Source organism: Alkalibacterium indicireducens (assembly GCF_039522005.1).
In the GTDB taxonomy this organism is placed as follows: Bacteria; Bacillota; Bacilli; order Lactobacillales; family Carnobacteriaceae_A; genus Alkalibacterium; species Alkalibacterium indicireducens.
In genome coordinates, this window is record NZ_BAAADA010000197.1 from 1 (window position 1) to 16,233 (window position 16,233).

At 42.2% G+C, this 16,233-nt stretch carries 20 protein-coding genes; 19 read left to right on the forward strand and 1 reads right to left on the reverse strand.

Translation table 11 applies throughout. The annotated features are described in order from the left end of the window. The first annotated feature begins 356 nt into the window (after positions 1–356). The 3 genes from ABFX15_RS11005 (at position 357) to ABFX15_RS11015 (ending at position 3,275) form a co-directional block, all read left to right on the forward strand. Entirely contained in the window at positions 357–623 is a 267-nt protein-coding gene (locus ABFX15_RS11005; protein WP_091482496.1) for a phosphocarrier protein HPr, read from the forward strand. Continuing rightward, positions 623–2,344: a phosphoenolpyruvate--protein phosphotransferase gene (gene ptsP, locus ABFX15_RS11010; protein WP_346025457.1), complete on the forward strand. Its 1,722-nt coding sequence runs from the start codon at positions 623–625 to the stop codon at positions 2,342–2,344. Before ABFX15_RS11005 ends, ptsP begins: the two co-directional genes overlap by 1 nt. 67 nt (positions 2,345–2,411) lie before the next feature. Beyond that, the gene (locus ABFX15_RS11015; RefSeq protein WP_346025458.1) at positions 2,412–3,275 is read left to right on the forward strand and encodes an NAD(P)-dependent oxidoreductase; all 864 of its coding nucleotides are present in this window, start codon (positions 2,412–2,414) and stop codon (positions 3,273–3,275) included. Between the two features lie 173 nt (positions 3,276–3,448). Here the strand turns inward: ABFX15_RS11015 and ABFX15_RS11020 are convergent, their stop codons facing one another. Beyond that, complete coding sequence (locus tag ABFX15_RS11020) at positions 3,449–4,618, reverse strand: aminotransferase class I/II-fold pyridoxal phosphate-dependent enzyme (RefSeq protein ID WP_428830633.1); 1,170 nt, start codon at positions 4,616–4,618, stop codon at positions 3,449–3,451. A gap of 187 nt (positions 4,619–4,805) precedes the next feature. On the opposite strand from ABFX15_RS11020, the gene ABFX15_RS11025 reads away from it, so the two are divergent. The 16 genes from ABFX15_RS11025 to ABFX15_RS11100 all read left to right on the forward strand — a co-directional run bounded on the left by ABFX15_RS11025 (position 4,806) and on the right by ABFX15_RS11100 (position 16,199). Then, positions 4,806–5,057, forward strand: coding sequence for a YkuJ family protein (locus ABFX15_RS11025; protein WP_091479027.1), 252 nt, complete (start codon positions 4,806–4,808; stop codon positions 5,055–5,057). A 91-nt stretch (positions 5,058–5,148) separates the two neighbouring features. After that, the gene (locus tag ABFX15_RS11030; RefSeq protein ID WP_091479026.1) at positions 5,149–5,694 is read left to right on the forward strand and encodes a YqeG family HAD IIIA-type phosphatase; all 546 of its coding nucleotides are present in this window, start codon (positions 5,149–5,151) and stop codon (positions 5,692–5,694) included. Then, a complete protein-coding gene (yqeH, locus tag ABFX15_RS11035; RefSeq protein WP_346025460.1) occupies positions 5,672–6,796 on the forward strand; it encodes a ribosome biogenesis GTPase YqeH in 1,125 nt (374 codons plus the stop codon). Before ABFX15_RS11030 ends, yqeH begins: the two co-directional genes overlap by 23 nt. Positions 6,797–6,807: 11 nt before the next feature. Next, the gene (yhbY, locus tag ABFX15_RS11040) at positions 6,808–7,119 is read left to right on the forward strand and encodes a ribosome assembly RNA-binding protein YhbY (RefSeq protein ID WP_091479023.1); all 312 of its coding nucleotides are present in this window, start codon (positions 6,808–6,810) and stop codon (positions 7,117–7,119) included. Positions 7,120–7,141: 22 nt separating this feature from the next. Next, complete coding sequence (locus tag ABFX15_RS11045; protein WP_346025461.1) at positions 7,142–7,783, forward strand: nicotinate-nucleotide adenylyltransferase; 642 nt, start codon at positions 7,142–7,144, stop codon at positions 7,781–7,783. Continuing rightward, positions 7,773–8,405, forward strand: a complete 633-nt coding sequence (gene yqeK, locus ABFX15_RS11050; protein WP_346025462.1) for a bis(5'-nucleosyl)-tetraphosphatase (symmetrical) YqeK — start codon at positions 7,773–7,775, stop codon at positions 8,403–8,405. The genes ABFX15_RS11045 and yqeK overlap by 11 nt, the downstream gene beginning before the upstream one ends. Beyond that, a complete protein-coding gene (gene rsfS / locus ABFX15_RS11055; protein WP_346025463.1) occupies positions 8,386–8,745 on the forward strand; it encodes a ribosome silencing factor in 360 nt (119 codons plus the stop codon). The genes yqeK and rsfS overlap by 20 nt, the downstream gene beginning before the upstream one ends. Continuing rightward, a complete protein-coding gene (locus ABFX15_RS11060; protein ID WP_346025464.1) occupies positions 8,745–9,467 on the forward strand; it encodes a class I SAM-dependent DNA methyltransferase in 723 nt (240 codons plus the stop codon). Before rsfS ends, ABFX15_RS11060 begins: the two co-directional genes overlap by 1 nt. A gap of 9 nt (positions 9,468–9,476) precedes the next feature. Beyond that, complete coding sequence (locus tag ABFX15_RS11065; protein WP_346025465.1) at positions 9,477–10,682, forward strand: nucleotidyltransferase; 1,206 nt, start codon at positions 9,477–9,479, stop codon at positions 10,680–10,682. A 105-nt stretch (positions 10,683–10,787) separates the two neighbouring features. Beyond that, positions 10,788–11,351: a DUF177 domain-containing protein gene (locus ABFX15_RS11070; RefSeq protein ID WP_346025466.1), complete on the forward strand. Its 564-nt coding sequence runs from the start codon at positions 10,788–10,790 to the stop codon at positions 11,349–11,351. A 45-nt stretch (positions 11,352–11,396) separates the two neighbouring features. Continuing rightward, positions 11,397–11,576, forward strand: a complete 180-nt coding sequence (rpmF, locus tag ABFX15_RS11075; protein WP_091264598.1) for a 50S ribosomal protein L32 — start codon at positions 11,397–11,399, stop codon at positions 11,574–11,576. Between the two features lie 103 nt (positions 11,577–11,679). After that, a complete protein-coding gene (locus ABFX15_RS11080; protein ID WP_346025467.1) occupies positions 11,680–12,060 on the forward strand; it encodes a DUF3397 family protein in 381 nt (126 codons plus the stop codon). Positions 12,061–12,236: 176 nt separating this feature from the next. Continuing rightward, entirely contained in the window at positions 12,237–12,668 is a 432-nt protein-coding gene (gene mraZ, locus ABFX15_RS11085; RefSeq protein ID WP_346025468.1) for a division/cell wall cluster transcriptional repressor MraZ, read from the forward strand. Between the two features lie 15 nt (positions 12,669–12,683). Next, entirely contained in the window at positions 12,684–13,637 is a 954-nt protein-coding gene (gene rsmH, locus ABFX15_RS11090) for a 16S rRNA (cytosine(1402)-N(4))-methyltransferase RsmH (protein ID WP_346025469.1), read from the forward strand. Between the two features lie 40 nt (positions 13,638–13,677). Beyond that, positions 13,678–14,058 (forward strand): cell division protein FtsL, encoded by a 381-nt coding sequence (ftsL, locus tag ABFX15_RS11095; RefSeq protein ID WP_346025470.1) that lies wholly within the window; start codon positions 13,678–13,680, stop codon positions 14,056–14,058. Next, positions 14,055–16,199, forward strand: a complete 2,145-nt coding sequence (locus tag ABFX15_RS11100) for a penicillin-binding protein (RefSeq protein WP_346025471.1) — start codon at positions 14,055–14,057, stop codon at positions 16,197–16,199. The genes ftsL and ABFX15_RS11100 overlap by 4 nt, the downstream gene beginning before the upstream one ends. Positions 16,200–16,233: the final 34 nt, after the last annotated feature.

Consider the following 16,233-nt stretch of genomic DNA (forward strand, 5'->3'; position numbering starts at 1 on the left):
TGTTTGATTTAGTTGATTAACCTTAAGCCGATAGGCTTTCCAAGGTTTGATCAGGGTGCGAAACTTGAGTAATATATTGGATAAAAGTCAGTTGATAGGCTTACTAGAAGCACTATCTTTTTGACCATTACTGACCTTTCTATAATTAATTATACTCTGACCATTACTGACTTTCAAGTGATAAATGAGATTTAGTAAAAAATAGTTGTAGGTATAGGAAAAAAATGGTAATCTGTAATGGAAGAAAGGGTAGTATGATAAGCTTGGAACATGTTGGTGCAGCGATCGAATGTTCATGAAGCGCTCTCATAATGCTCATTTCTACCATACTATCTACTATTAAAGGAGAATTCATAATGGAAAAAAGAGAATACAACGTAACTGCAGAAACAGGGATTCACGCTAGACCAGCAACTTTACTGGTTCAGACAGCGAGCAAATACAACTCAGATATCACTTTAGAATATAAAGGAAAATCTGTTAATCTGAAATCAATCATGGGCGTTATGTCTCTAGGTGTTGGTAAAGGTGCTGACGTTTCTATTACTGCTGAAGGTGCAGACGAAAAAGAAGCGATCGAAGGAATCGATCAGACAATCAAGAATGAGGGAATGGCTGAATAATGACCTCACAAGTATCTGGAATTGCAGCGAGCGATGGAATTGCTCAAGCTAAAGCCTACTTACTTATCGAGCCTGATTTAACTGTTGAAAAAACAAGTGTTACTGACACGGGTGCCGAAAAAGACCGTCTGACTAAAGCAATCGATGAGTCTAAAGAGCAGCTGGGCAAGATCCGCAGCATAGCCGCTGAATCTTTAGGTGAAGAAGAAGCACAAGTCTTTGATGCTCATGTCATGGTATTGTCTGATCCTGATCTGATTGATCAGACACATGCTGTAATCGATAACGACAAAGTCAATGCAGATTTTGCTTTCAAACAAGTGACGGATACATTCATCGCTATGTTCGAAGGCATGGAAGACAATGCTTATATGCAGGAACGTGCAGCTGATATCAAAGATGTTAGAAAACGAGTACTAGCTCGTTTGCTGAACGTGACTCTGCCTTCTCCAGCTACTATAGATGAAGAAGTCATAATCATTGCTGAAGATCTTACACCTAGTGATACTGCCCAGTTAAATAAGAAGTATGTAAAAGCCTTTGTAACTGATATCGGAGGTAGAACTTCTCACTCAGCAATCATGGCCCGTTCTCTTGAGATTCCTGCCATTGTGGGAACAAAGAACATTACAGAACTCGTTAAAGAAGAGGATTATTTAATTGTTGACGGAATGGAAGGAGAAGTAATCATCAACCCTTCCGAGGAAATTATATCTTCTTTCAATAAAAAAGCTGAAGAGTTTGCTCAGCTGAAAGCAGAATGGGATCGTCTTAAAGACGAGCCTAGCCTGACCAAAGATGGAAAGCACGTAGAGTTGGCTGCCAATATCGGGACACCTAAAGATCTTGAAGGGGTAATCAATAATGGTGGGGAAGCGATTGGACTTTATCGTACCGAATTCCTTTATATGGATTCTGCTGAACTACCATCTGAAGATGAGCAGTTTGATGCCTACAAAAAAGTTCTCGAAGGCATGGGAGACAAACCGGTAGTTGTCAGAACAATGGATATCGGCGGAGATAAAGAATTGCCGTATCTTGAATTGCCTGTAGAAATGAACCCGTTCCTAGGTTACCGCGCGATTCGTGTCAGCCTGGACCAGGATAGTGTGTTCCGTACGCAATTGAGAGCCTTATTAAGAGCTTCAGTTCACGGCACACTTCGCATCATGTTCCCTATGATTGCGACTTTACCTGAGTTTAGAGCTGCGAAAGCCATTTTGGAAGAAGAAAAAGCTAAATTGATTGAAGAAGGTACTGAGGTATCTGATTCGATTGAAGTGGGAATCATGATCGAAATTCCGGCAGCAGCAGTGCTGGCTGATCAGTTTGCTAAAGAAGTAGACTTTTTCAGTATCGGAACGAACGACCTGATCCAATACACTATGGCAGCAGACCGCATGAATGAACGCGTCTCTTATTTATACCAGCCATATAATCCATCGATCCTTCGCCTAATCAAAGGTGTAATCGATGCTGCGCACAGTGAAGGCAAATGGGCCGGAATGTGTGGAGAAATGGCAGGAGATCAGATCGCTGTACCACTACTTGTGGGACTAGGACTGGATGAGTTTTCAATGAGTGCGACGAGTATTCTGAAAACTAGAAGCCTATTGAGAAAGCTTGATACAGCTGAAATGAAAGAACTAGCTGATAAAGCTCTGACAGAATGCACCACTTCTGAAGAAGTGATGGCATTGGTCGATCAATACGTATCATAATCGATAAACAGACTGGGTCTTAACCTGACCCAGTCTGTTTTGCTATACATAAAAAGGAGGCTACTTGATGAAAAAGATAGGGTTTATCGGTACAGGAGTCATGGGACAGTCGATCGTGAAACATTTACTTAATGCAGGGTATGAGGTCGCCGTCTACAATCGTACAAAATCAAAAACTGAGGATCTAATCAGACTTGGAGCAAGCTGGAAGGATACACCAGCCGAGGTGGCGCGTGAGTCAGAGCTGATTTTTACTATGGTAGGGTACCCTCGTGATGTAGAAGAGGTCTATTATGGGAATGATGGAATCTTTCAGACGGATTTCAGCAACAGAATGGCAGTCGATTTGACAACCAGTACGCCTTCTTTAGCAGAAAAAATATACAGCACTGCTGTGAAGGCTGGTGGGCAGGCGCTGGATGCTCCGGTGTCCGGCGGAGACCTGGGCGCAAGGAATGGCACGCTGACCATCATGATTGGTGGGGAGTCAGAAGTGTTTGAGTCTTGCAGGCCAGTTCTTGAACTCTTTTCGAAATCACTTGAACATCATGGACCGGCGGGTAGCGGTCAGCATACCAAAATGGCTAATCAGATTATGGTTGCAGGCACGATGACTGGGATGGCTGAAATGCTGGTCTATGCAGAAAAAGCCGAACTTGATTTGGATAAGGTAGTTAAAACTCTTAGTGGGGGCGCGGCAGCCAACTGGTCACTTGAGAACTATGCGCCAAGAATTATTAAGGAAGACTATACCCCAGGCTTTTTCGTCAAGCATTTTATCAAAGACCTCAATATTGCACTTCAGGAAGCTGATAAAATGAAGCTTAAGTTACCAGCCACAGCTAGAGCAAAAGCTTTATACGATCAGCTTGCAGAAAAAGGACATGAAGATGATGGTACCCAGGCGCTGATCAGGCTCTGGTGGGGCTAGACTGAGATAGATTGGCTTCATCGTTTGATAAGTGCAAAAAGAGGAGTCGCCTTGATTATAACTTCAGGGTGACTCCTCTTTTGTGTAGTGTCATGTGTAGCAAGCGTATGGCTTGCTAGTGCTGTTGAAAATCTGCAGGTTTTTCGAAACAGGACGTGTTCCAGTAGTCCAGCTTATTTATTTTCCATATACTCTGCAATACGGTCCATAGCTGTTTGGATATTGTCAAGACTAGCTGCATAACTTAGTCTGACATACCCTTCTCCTGCATCCCCGAATGCACTTCCTGGAATAATCGCTACTTTAGTTTCCTTCGCCAGATCGTAGCAGAAGTCATAACTGTTCTGTTTAAGTCTTTCCGGAACTTTAGCAAATACATAAAAGGCTCCAGTAGGTTCAGCAATTTCAAAACCGAGAGCAGACAGTTTTTCTACAACAACATCGCGGCGTTTAAGGTACTGATCTCTCATAGGCAGCGCATCATCTTTCCCTACGGTAAGGGCTTCTATGCCGGCAAACTGAGTGATGCTTGATGCACTGGTAACCAAAGACTGATGGGTTTTTACTATCTGTTCAGCCAGGTACTCAGGTGCAAAAATAAGTCCCAGTCTCCACCCTGTCATAGCGTGAGATTTTGACAGGCCGTTGATTACGATCGTCTGCTGACGCAAATGTTCTCCCAATGAAACAAAGGGCGCATTATAGACGATTTCACTATAAATTTCATCACTGATGGCAATGACTTCAGGGAAGCGACTGAATAAGTCGGCGAGCTTCATTACTGTCTCTTTATCCCAAGTGGTCCCGGTAGGGTTATTGGGGTAGTTGAAAATAACAGCTTTCAGTGAATCTCTATGTTCTTCCATGGTTTTTTCTAATATATCAGGATCGATAATAAATCCGGTGTCAGATGTGTCGATGAATATAGGTTCCGCTTTAGCGTATCTGACCAGAGATTCATAAAGAGTGAAAAACGGAGATGGAATAATTACCTTGTCCCCTGGGTTAAGGAGAGTCAGAAGGCTGGCAGCGAGTGCCTCTGTTGCACCAACTGTTGCGATGATCTCTGAGTCTGGGTTATAATCCAGACGATACTTTTCATTAACAAAAGCTGCTGCGGCTTCGCGCAGGAGATGGTATCCAGCAGTTTGCGTGTAAAAAGAGAAATCTTCATCGATTGCCCGCTTCGCTGCTTCCTTTACATGTGAAGGGGTAGGGAAGTCAGGTTGCCCCAGGGTCAGTCGAATCAGTTCGCCGAATTCAGAGACTTGTTCATCGAACTGTCTGATCTGTGATATTTCAGCTTTTAATACTTCCTGATTGAAAAGTGAATTGGTCATAATTATCATCCTTTTTTTTACTTATTAGTTTATCATACAGTTTTAATAAACAGAATTGAAGAGAGATTTTTAAATAGTTGAGGGAGGACTTCGGAGAATTTAGTAAAACCTGAGACAATTACTGTAATTTACAACAAATTCTGGTAAAATAGATGAGTGAAGAAGAATAGAAGTAGGAAGGGGAAAGTCTATGAAACCATCCCAACTGATACCAATTATCCGTCGCTTGGATGCGATGCGTGAAGATCAGTCTGACGAGGTGCAGGTAAGACGTTTCGAAAGAGACGGCAAGGAGCAGTGTATCGTTAGATATGACAGCAAATCCAACATGTTCGAGCTTGAAGACCGTACAAGCCAGCAGACCTATGAGTTTGACAATATTGACTATGTTGCTGTCGAAATACTTGAACTTGTTCAACCTGCAACATCTACAGAAGATTAAGAAGTGCACAAAAGGAAGTGCTTTGTGTGCTTCCTTTTTTTTAGATAGAACCCCTATGTAAAAAAATACAGTTCAGAATAGGAGGAAGTGGATGCTTAAAAGTTTTAAACCAACGTGGATGGTCGAGTCGATATATCAGATCACTCCTGAACAGCTGAAAAATGCTGGGATCAAGGCAGTTCTGACCGATCTGGACAATACGCTCATTGCCTGGAACAATCCCGAGGCAACCGAAGAGACGATTGAATGGATCAAACTGATGAAGGAAAATGATATCGAAGTTATCATCCTTTCAAATAACACACGAAAAAGAGTAGGAAAAGTAGCTTGTATTCTTGATCTTGAATTCGTTCCGAATGCCTTGAAACCTTTTCAGCGAGGGTTCAAAAAAGCTCTTGAGGAATTTGACCTTGATAAAAGCGAAGTAATGATGGTAGGAGATCAAATCATTACGGATATAAAAGGAGCCAATCATGCAGGAATCAGAAGTGTTCTCGTTAAACCTATTCTGGACTCCGATGCCTGGAATACCCGACTGAACCGGTTCGTTGAATTGAAAATCATGAATTATCTGATTGAGAAAGACCCGGATATGAAATGGAGAGGAAGTTTACATGACAGAAACAGAACAAACTGACACGCTATATTGTATTGGCTGCGGTGCAGTGCTTCAGGATAAAGACGAATCGAAATCCGGTTATGCACCGACTAAGACACTCGAAAAAGCAGCCGAAGATGAAGCAGTCTATTGTAAGCGATGTTTTCGACTGAGACATTACAACGAGGTTCAGGATGTAGAACTGACAGACGATGATTTCCTTAATATGCTTCATGAATTAAGTCAGAAAGATGCGCTCATCGTCAACCTGGTGGACATTTTTGACTTTAATGGAAGCATTATATCAGGCATACAGAGATTTGCAGGACAAAACCCTCTGATGATCGTAGGGAATAAAGTCGATCTCCTGCCGAAGTCTTTAAAGCAGTCTAAAATGAGACAGTGGATAACTGAACAGGCCCACCTGGTCGGAATCAGACCGGATAGCGTCCATCTGATCAGCGCACTCAGCAAAGATCATGTAATGGACCTTATGGAACAAATCGAAAAAGCAAGAAAAGGGGAAGACGTCTATATTGTAGGAACGACCAATGTCGGTAAGTCCACTTTAGTAAATCAGATCATCAATCTGGCAACAGATGAATCCGATGTCGTAACGACCTCATATTTCCCTGGTACTACACTCGGTAAAATTGAAATTCCTCTCGATGACGAACGGATGCTGGTCGATACCCCTGGAGTCATTCAGCCAGGTCAGCTGTCTTATTATCTATCAGCGAAAGACATCAAGGAAATCACCCCGAGAAAAGAAATCAAGCCGAAAAGTTATCAGCTGAATGAAGAGCAGACACTTTTCATTGCCGGTCTGGCACGCTTTGATTACATCTCCGGAAATGATAAGCAGTCATTCGTCAGCTATTTTGCTAATGACTTGTATATACACAGAACGAAAACCGAGAAGGCTGATGACCTCTACTCCAGTCAGAAAGGGGAACTGCTTACTCCACCTTCTGAGGACAGTGAAATTGCCAGTATGAAGCGATATGAGTTTGTGACCTCGGGTCCCTCTGATATCGTATTCTCCGGGTTAGGATGGATTTCAATCGATCAAGCAGATACTAAAATTGCCGCATGGGCCCCTCAGGGTGTAGATGTACTGATCAGAAAGCAATTAATTTAGAAAGAAGGACAATGATGAAATTAACAGGCAAGCAGAAGCGTTTCTTAAGAGCAGAAGCGCACGATATGTCACCCCTTTTCCAGATTGGAAAAAACGGGCTGACTGTTGAAATGATAAGAGAATTTGAAGACTCTCTTGAAAATAAAGAACTGATGAAAGTCCAGCTGCTGCAGAATACTGACTGGACCACCAAAGAGGCAAAAGAGCTTATCGAAGAAGAGTCGGATATAACCGTCGTTCAGACGATAGGAAAAGTTCTGGTGCTATATAAACAGGCGGAAGAAGAAAAATATCAGCACTACTCTTCCAGACTACCAAGATAAAATTAAAGGCAGGTGTAAGCAAGTGAGTCAAAACGTTTCCAGTACCATTGAACCCGAAGTGCTCACTGAACTTTTACAGTCGATTCCTGATAAAAAAATCGGCATCCTTGGAGGAAGTTTCAACCCACCTCATCTAGGTCATCTTATCATAGCAGAGCATGTAAGAGATCAGCTTGACCTGGATACTATTCTGTTTATACCATCGTATGAGCCGCCTCACAAGCAGTCGAAGCAGACAATCGATCATGTGCACAGAGTTAATATGCTTGAACAATCACTTTCAGATAATGAGCAGTTTAAGATCGATCTAAGTGAAATAGAGAGGAAAGGCAAAAGTTACACATACGATACGATAAGAATACTTAAGGAGAAGCATCCTGATACAGAATTCTACTTTATCATAGGAGCGGATATGGTCGAGGATCTGCCGAACTGGTATAAAGTAGATGAACTTATTCAGCTCGTTCAGTTTGTAGCTGTCAACCGGCCCAATTATAAGACCGGTACCCCTTATCCAGTGATTATGGTAGACGTGCCTGATGTGGATATCAGCTCGAGTATGATCCGCCAGAAGGTAAGAGACGGCTGTTCGATCAGGTATCTAGTCACGGCTGAAACCGAGAAGTACATCGAAAGTGAAGGACTATATAAGAATGAAAAATAACAAACCGATATATTCTCAAAACTATTGCGATCTGTCTAGGCCTGAACTTGTTGAGCTTATGGAAAAGACGCTGAGTAAAAGACGGTTCAAGCACGTTTTGAGAGTTGAAAAAACAGCTTTGAAACTAGCTGAGGCTTATAATGCTGACAAGGAGAAAGTCAGTATAGCTGCACTGGCTCATGACTATGCAAAAGAAAAACCGGATGAAGAGATGCGTGATCTGATCATTAGTGAAAACCTGGACCTGGAAATGCTTCAGTTCGGAAGCAACATCTGGCATGGGCCTGTGGGAGCAGTTCTGATGAAAAACGAGTATCACTTAGATGATGAAGAGATACAGGATGCAATAAAATACCATACCATCGGTTCGCCCCGAATGGATATCGTGGCGCAGATCATTTACATTGCAGATTTCATCGAACCTAACCGGTCGTTCAATGGTGTGGAGGATGCTCGTCAGCTTGCAAAGACCGATCTTGAATCGACTATAGCTTACATTTCCAGACACACATTAAAAAATCTGATAAAACGTAAGGCAAAAATATATCCCAAGGCAATCGAGACATACAATGTCTGGGGCGTTAAAAACAAGGAGGAGCAAGATGACCCGTTCGTCTATTGAACTTTTAGAATATGTAGTTAAAGCAGCTGATGATAAAATGGCTCAGGAAATACTGGCATTGGATATGAAAGAGGTATCACTTCTAGCAGACTATTTTGTAATTATGCACGCCAACAATAACCGTCAGCTTGATGCAATTGCCCAGAGTATACTGGAGGCAGCTGAGAAGAATCAGCAGCCAGTTAAGAGAGTGGAAGGTAAGAACCAGGGTAAATGGATCCTGATCGATCTCGGAGATGTTATCATTCATTTATTCAATGAGGAAGAACGAGAGTTCTACAAACTGGAAAGACTTTGGTCTGATGCTGAGCAGGTCGACGTCAGCGGCTGGCTGAGCTAATGAGCTACAACTGGTTTGCTAAAGTATACGATCAGCTCATGGACGATAGTCTGTATGGCAAGTGGCTGGAGTATACTAAAAAACATGTATCAGAGAATCGGACAATGCTTGAGCTGGGCTGTGGAACAGGAATCCTGGGTATTATGCTCAAAGAGTCGGGTTATGACCTGACAGGTCTTGATCTGTCTGAAGAGATGCTAAGCCTGGCTTACGACAGGCAGACTGAAAGCAAAGTCTTTTTCCCTCTTCTTCAAAGGGACATGAAAGAACTCTCAGAGCTCCCTCATTATGATAGTGTCATCTGCTACAGTGATGCACTGTGTTATATGGAAGATGAAGCATCTCTCGCTAAGGTTTTTAAAGAAGTCTACTCGGTGCTTTCTGATGAAGGGGTCTTTCTATTCGATGTACATTCTCTTCATAAAATGGAGCTCTTTCAGGAATTTTCCTTCCATGCAGAAGTTGATGATATCGTCTTTTTATGGGACAGTTACGAAGGGGAGCATGAAGGGTCAGTCGATCATCATTTGACATTTTTTGTAGAAACAGATGAAGGCCGATATGAGCGATTTGAAGAAGTCCATTCAGAACGTACCTATCCTGTTGAAGTATATATACAGCTGCTGAAGAAAGCAGGATTTAGAACAGTCGACGTGACAGCTGATTTTACTGATACGGTCGAATCAGATAGTGAACGATGGTTTTTCGAAGTCAGAAAGTAAGGTGACAGGATGAGAGTGTGTGGGATCGTTGCTGAATATAATCCGTTTCATAATGGACACCAGTATCATCTTGAAGAGACTAGAAAAAAATTAAAAGCTGATATTATTATTGTTGTAATGAGTGGTAATTTCCTTCAGAGAGGGGAACCGGCAATCGTTGACAAATGGTCAAGAGCCCGAGCTGCACTGATGAATGGAGCAGATATCGTTGTGGAACTGCCGACTGACTTTAGTGTTCAGCCGGCTAATTTTTTTGCTGAAGGGGCTGTATCCGTCCTTAACGGTCTGGGTTGTGATCTGATCAGTTTTGGAAGTGAGAGTGGGAATAGTCAGGCTTTCGGAGAAGCTGCGTACCTGTATCTAGAAAATGAGGCTGAACTGGACGACTTGTTCAGACAGGCGCATCAGCAGAAACAGACATATGCCCAGAATTTCAGTGATGTGATCAACACTTATTTCAGTCAGTTTCCACTTGATCTCACTCAACCAAACAACATGCTTGGTTTTGCGTATGCTAAAGAAATAAGAAGGAATGGATACGACATGTCCATCCAAACTGTTCCCAGAAAAAACAGCCACTATCATGATGATGAACTTGACAGTTCATTCAGTATAGCCAGTGCAACAGCTATTAGAAGAACTCTGCTTGAGAAGCGAGAAGCCTTTACGGCTGTCGAAACATTTGTACCGGCCGAAATGTATGATGTGCTGAAAAATCACCCACTTATATCATGGGAAAATCTGTTTCGTCTGCTTGACTACAGATTATCAGCGATAAGCACTGAAGACCTTAGTCAGATCTATCTGATGGAGAAGGGACTGGAGTACCGCTTGAAAGAGAAAATCAGCGATGCAGTATCAATGAAGGAGTTTATCGAATCTGTTAAGACTAGGCAGTTGACCTGGGTGTCCCTGCAGCGTATCTGCTGTCATATATTATTGAACAATACTAAACAGGCCATGGACATGGCAGAAAAGAGAATTGAAGCTGTCCGTCTTCTTGGATTTACGGAAGCAGGTCGAGGTTATATAGGCAGGCACAAAAAAGAATGGTCGATCAAATTGGTTTCCAATCTCAATAAAAGTACAGCGCCCAATTTTGAGCAGGATATCAAGGCGGGACATATTTATCGTCTGGCTGATAAAGAGCAGATACTTCACCAAGATTTTTATACGAAACCTTTTAATTTTATTGACAATAATGGACTAAAATAGTATAATTGTTTTTGTTGTCCAAGTACAAGGTCTACCCTCTAGGTTCTCAGCATTGACTGCTTTTTATCCTAGCAGAACTAACCGACAAACACTGAGGTGAAGTCATTGAAAACTAAATGGGCATTAAACGAATTAAAAAGATATCAGGACCAGCCATTAAAACTGGATGGGATAGTCGATTTCTCAGAATCACTGAAAAATAGAGATAATGAAATCCTTTATGCTGAGCCAATACAGATTAGAGGGACACTGGAAAATGAAAAAAATGAAGTTTATTATGTGGATCTCGTACTCGATACGGTTCTCACAATGCCTTCGTCACGTTCACTGGAACCCGTCAAGGTTCAGTTGACTATCCCATTTTCTGAAATTTATCTGCCGGCACTATCATCTGTATCACTGGAATCATTTACAGAGGATGAACTGGTCGAGGAATTATCTGAAGACATTCTTGATTTGCAGAAACCGATCGAAGATACTATTTTAACTAATAAACCTACTCAGGTTTTTACTGTGGACGAGCGTCAATCTGGCATGATGCCCAGTGGAAAAGACTGGCATGTTATTGATGAGGAAGACCATAACGATCATCCAGGATTGGCTGATGATGGTGAGGGTGATCCCCGATTTGCCGCATTGAAAGATCTGTTCAAAGAGGACAATGAGTAGTATTTGAATCAGGAATCGAATCCTTTTAAGGAGGTGTGTTGGAAAATGGCAGTACCTAAAAGAAGAACATCTACTAGCAGAAAAGCAAAAAGACGTACTCATATCAAATTGGACCTTCCAAACATGAGTGATTGTCCAAACTGTGGTGAAGTGAAGCGTAACCACCATGTATGCCCATCTTGCGGATTTTACGCAGGTAAAGAGGTAGTAAGCAAAGAAAGTTAATCGTGGCATACACGATCGACTCAATATAGAGTTTAGGAAAAAGCGTTTATGGGTTAACTCATGAACGCTTTTTCTGATAGTTAATCGTATGAATGGATAGGAAGTGGACATCATTGATGGTTCAGTCGATTTGATTATAATTATATTTTATATTTTGCCAATTATTATCCTGCTGTTTTCAAAAAAGATAAACCGCCAGTTCAGGTTGGTAAATATTCCCGTAAAAGTAGTGGACCTGCTAATCCCTTACATGCTGATTTTATTATTTTTTTTAGGGAAGCTTTACTTTGAAATCAATTTCATTCCGTACATTATTATTGTTCTGTCTCTAACGGGGATTATCATCGCCACATTCAGAACGTTCGTTAAAGAAGAACTGAACATTTACTTTTTCTTCAGGATCTGGTGGAGATATGTGTTCCTGATTCTTCTTACTGGGTATCTTGCAATAGGCATCTTCATTACTTATCTGGCCATTATTTAAGTATCAACTTAGAGAATAGCTCAAAGCATCCGAGAGTATGACGGCAGTCATATTTTCCGGATGCTTTTTTTTTGCCAGTTTTATTTTACAATTGTGTTTTATTTGTATAATGATGTGGTAGAAAGTGGGGCATTGTGGTAGACTTAGCCTTATAAGTGGGGAGAGGGGGCAGTGAAATGTTATTAGGCGAATATAAGCATAATATTGATGCAAAAGGTCGGCTGATCATCCCATCCAAGTTCCGTGAGGATCTGGGGGAGCGTTTCATTGTGACCCGTGGCCTGGATGGCTGCCTTTTTGGCTATCCCATGCAGGAATGGACCTTGCTGGAAAATAAATTAAAGCAACTTCCCCTGGCAAAGAAAGAATCAAGAACCTTCACACGGTTTCTTTATTCAGCTGCAACTGAATGTTCACTGGATAAGCAAGGACGTATCAACCTTCCGAGTCCGCTGATCAATCATGCAGTACTGGAAAAGACCTGCTATATCATTGGTGTATCAGAAAGGATTGAAATCTGGAGTGAAGAGAAGTGGGAAGCATTTTCTCAAGATGTTGACCAGTCTTTTGAAGAAATAGCGGAAGAAATGATCGACTTTGGCTTTTAGTAACGGAGGATATACATGACACTATTTGAACATGAAACAGTTTTACTTAATGAAACCGTCGAGGGTCTGAATATACGTCCAGACGGCGTCTACGTTGACTGTACACTAGGCGGAGCCGGACACTCGTCGCTTATACTTCAGAAACTTGATGAGAGAGGGCATTTATACTCCTTTGATCAGGATATTATGGCAATTAATAATGCAGCAGAATTGTTAAAAGAAGAAGTGGATAAGGGAAAAATCACGTTTGTCCACACTAACTTCAGAAATATTGCATCAGCATTGAATGGACTTGGGGTCCAGAAAGTTGACGGTATCATGTATGACCTGGGTGTTTCGTCACCTCAACTGGACATCACTGAACGGGGATTCAGTTATCACAAAGATGCACGCCTTGATATGCGAATGGATCAGTCACAGGACTTAAGTGCTCATGATATTGTCAATAATTGGGAGTACAACGACTTAGTCAGAATATTTTTTAGATACGGGGAAGAAAAATTCTCTAAACAGATCGCAAGACTGATTGAATCTACAAGAAAAGACAGACCCATCAATACAACCCAGGAGCTGGTTGAGCTGATTAAAGAAGCGATTCCGGCGCCGGCAAGAAGAAAAGGCGGGCATCCTGCCAAACGAATCTTTCAGGCCCTCAGGATAGCTGTCAATGATGAACTGGGCGCACTTGAAGACTCGCTCGAAGCAGCAATCGATCTATTATATATTAACGGACGGATCAGCGTCATCACATTCCATTCGCTGGAAGATCGCATTGTCAAGCAGATGTTCAAGAGTTACTCCAAGCTACCGGACCTACCTAGAGGACTTCCGGTCATTCCTGATCACGAGCAGCCGGTACTTAAGCTGATCAACAGGAAGCCGATTATTCCTGGAGATGAGGAACTGGCTGAGAATAACCGGTCTCGAAGTGCAAAACTAAGAATCGCAGAAAAACAGAGAAACAGCTGAACAGATAAAACGGTATATTGAAGAAAGGAGTATTGATCACATGATGAATGATAACTTAGCAAGACAGTATGAAATGAACCAACAGCCCCTGCATCAGCCTGGCATCAATCAGGAACCGGAGAAGGTAAGAGAAGCCAGTCCGAAGACGAAAGGACTGACGCGGCTTGAATCTGCAGTCATCAGCTTTTTTGGTGTCATACTATTCGGTTTGGCAGTTGTACATATTGCATTATCTATACAGGTATCTACGATCAATCGTTCGATTCAGGATATCGAGTCTCAGGCAGTCGTTACTCAGATTGAAAACGAAAACTTTGAACAGAAAGTGCAGGAATTGTCCAGATATGACAGAGTTTATTCCATCGCCATAGAAAATGGACTGGAAATGAACGTAGAACAGATCAGGAATGTATTCAGATGAAACAGTTGAAAAAAAAGGTTAAAGAGACCAACCCTTTCCACAATAGAAAAACGATCGCAATATTTATGTATGTAATCTGTTTTGTTCTCTTTGCTTCGCTTTTTCTGAGATTTACCTGGATCATGGTCAGAGGAGAAGTAAACGGGGAAGATCTTCATCTTAATGTAGAAAAATTATATACTCGAAATAATGTGCTTCAGGCCCGCCGCGGGACAATATTCGACAGAAACGGTAATCCGATCGCAACAGATGCAACGACCTACAAGATGGTAGCTATTCTTACTGATGAATGGTCATCACCTAGCAGACCCCAGCATATTGAAGAACCTCGAGCTGTTGCAGAAATTATTGCTACTCATCTGTCACTGAATGAGGATGACATTTATGCCCGACTGACTCAAGACAGTATGCAGGTAGAGTTCGGAAATGCTGGAAGCAATCTGACTTTCGAAACTATGAGTGCGATTAGAGACGATCTGTCGGAAAATGAACTGACCGGTATAACATTTGATGAAAGCAGAAGCCGGCTTTATCCCAATGGCACATTTGCTTCAAATACAATCGGACTGGCTCAAGTGACAGATGAAAGTGATGATCAGCTTCATGGAGTCATGGGCCTGGAAAAACAGTATGATGACCATTTAAGTGGTGAAAATGGATGGATAAAATTTCAGGCTGATCGCTTTGGTTATGTAATTCCAGATCAGGAAATCGAAGAAGTGGATCCGATAAACGGCAAAGATCTTACACTTACAATAGACCGGCGTATGCAGAATTTTCTTGAAAGGATTGTTGAAGAAGTAGATCAGGAACACAAACCGGAATACATCACGGCTAATCTGATGAATGCTAAAACTGGAGAAATACTGGCTACATCTCAGCGTCCAACTTTTAATGCCACTACAAAAGAAGGAATCGATCAGTCCTGGCAGAATCTTTTGGTTGAATATACATTTGAGCCCGGATCAACTTTAAAAGCAATGACTCTGGCTGCTTCTATTCAGGAAGGTACCTTCAGACCATATGAATACTTCCGCTCGGGACAGATTCAGGCCGGCGGAGGAACGATCCGTGATGTCAGACGCGAAGGATGGGGAACAATTACCCATCTGGAAGGACTGGCTCGTTCCAGCAACGTATCATTCGTTCATCAGGTTGAAGAGATGGGGCATGATAAATGGAAGAGCTATCTGGATGCCTTCGGCTTCGGTACTGGAACAGGTATAAACTTGCCTAATGAGTCGAACGGAAGTAATCCATACGAGTGGCCATTACAGAAAATTAATACTGCTTTCGGTCAGGGGATTGCAGTGACTCCTGTTCAGATGCTGAGAGCCTTTTCTGCTCTTACTAACGGTGGGATAATGGTAGAACCTCACATTGTATCAGAACAGACAGAGGGCTCAGAAAAACAGCCGGTCATTTCTCCTGAAACAGCTGCTCAGACATTGGAGTACCTTAAAGAAACAGTTTACAGCGAGCATGGAACTGCTAGAGGGTACCAGATCGATGGTTTTGAAATAGCAGCTAAGACTGGAACTGCTCAGATTGCAGATCCGGAAACTGGCGGATATCTGAGCGGGCCAAATAATAATGTATTTTCAGTAGTCGGAATGGCGCCAGCTGATGATCCGGAATTGATTCTGTATGTGACTGTGCAGCAGCCTGAACTGAATACGATCTCTCACGGCAGTCAAGCTGTCCAGAAAATATTCAACCCGGTGATGAAGAGGGCACTTAAATACTATTCTGCCGGTGACGATATGCAAAGTGAAAATAGTTATGCAAATGACATGCCTGACTTTGTTGAAAAACCAGCTCAGGATGCCATAGCGTATCTGGAGGAAAATGGTGATGCGTACAGCCTGATCGGCTCTGGAGAACGAGTTGTTCAGCAGTTTCCAAGACAGGAGATGCAGGTAGATGAAACTCAACGAGTTTTGCTTCTGACAAATGGTGCAATGACCTTACCGGACCTTACCGGCTGGTCAAGAAATGATTTGTACAGACTGGCAGAACTCACCGGGATAGCACTCACGGTAGAAGGTGAAGGTTTTGTGACGTCACAGAACATGTCTGCCGGGTCATTTATTGAAACTGGAACTGAAATAGTGGTACAATTAGCTTCGAATCAAGAATGACATAGGAGTGGACAAGAAAAGTGGATAGTGTGTA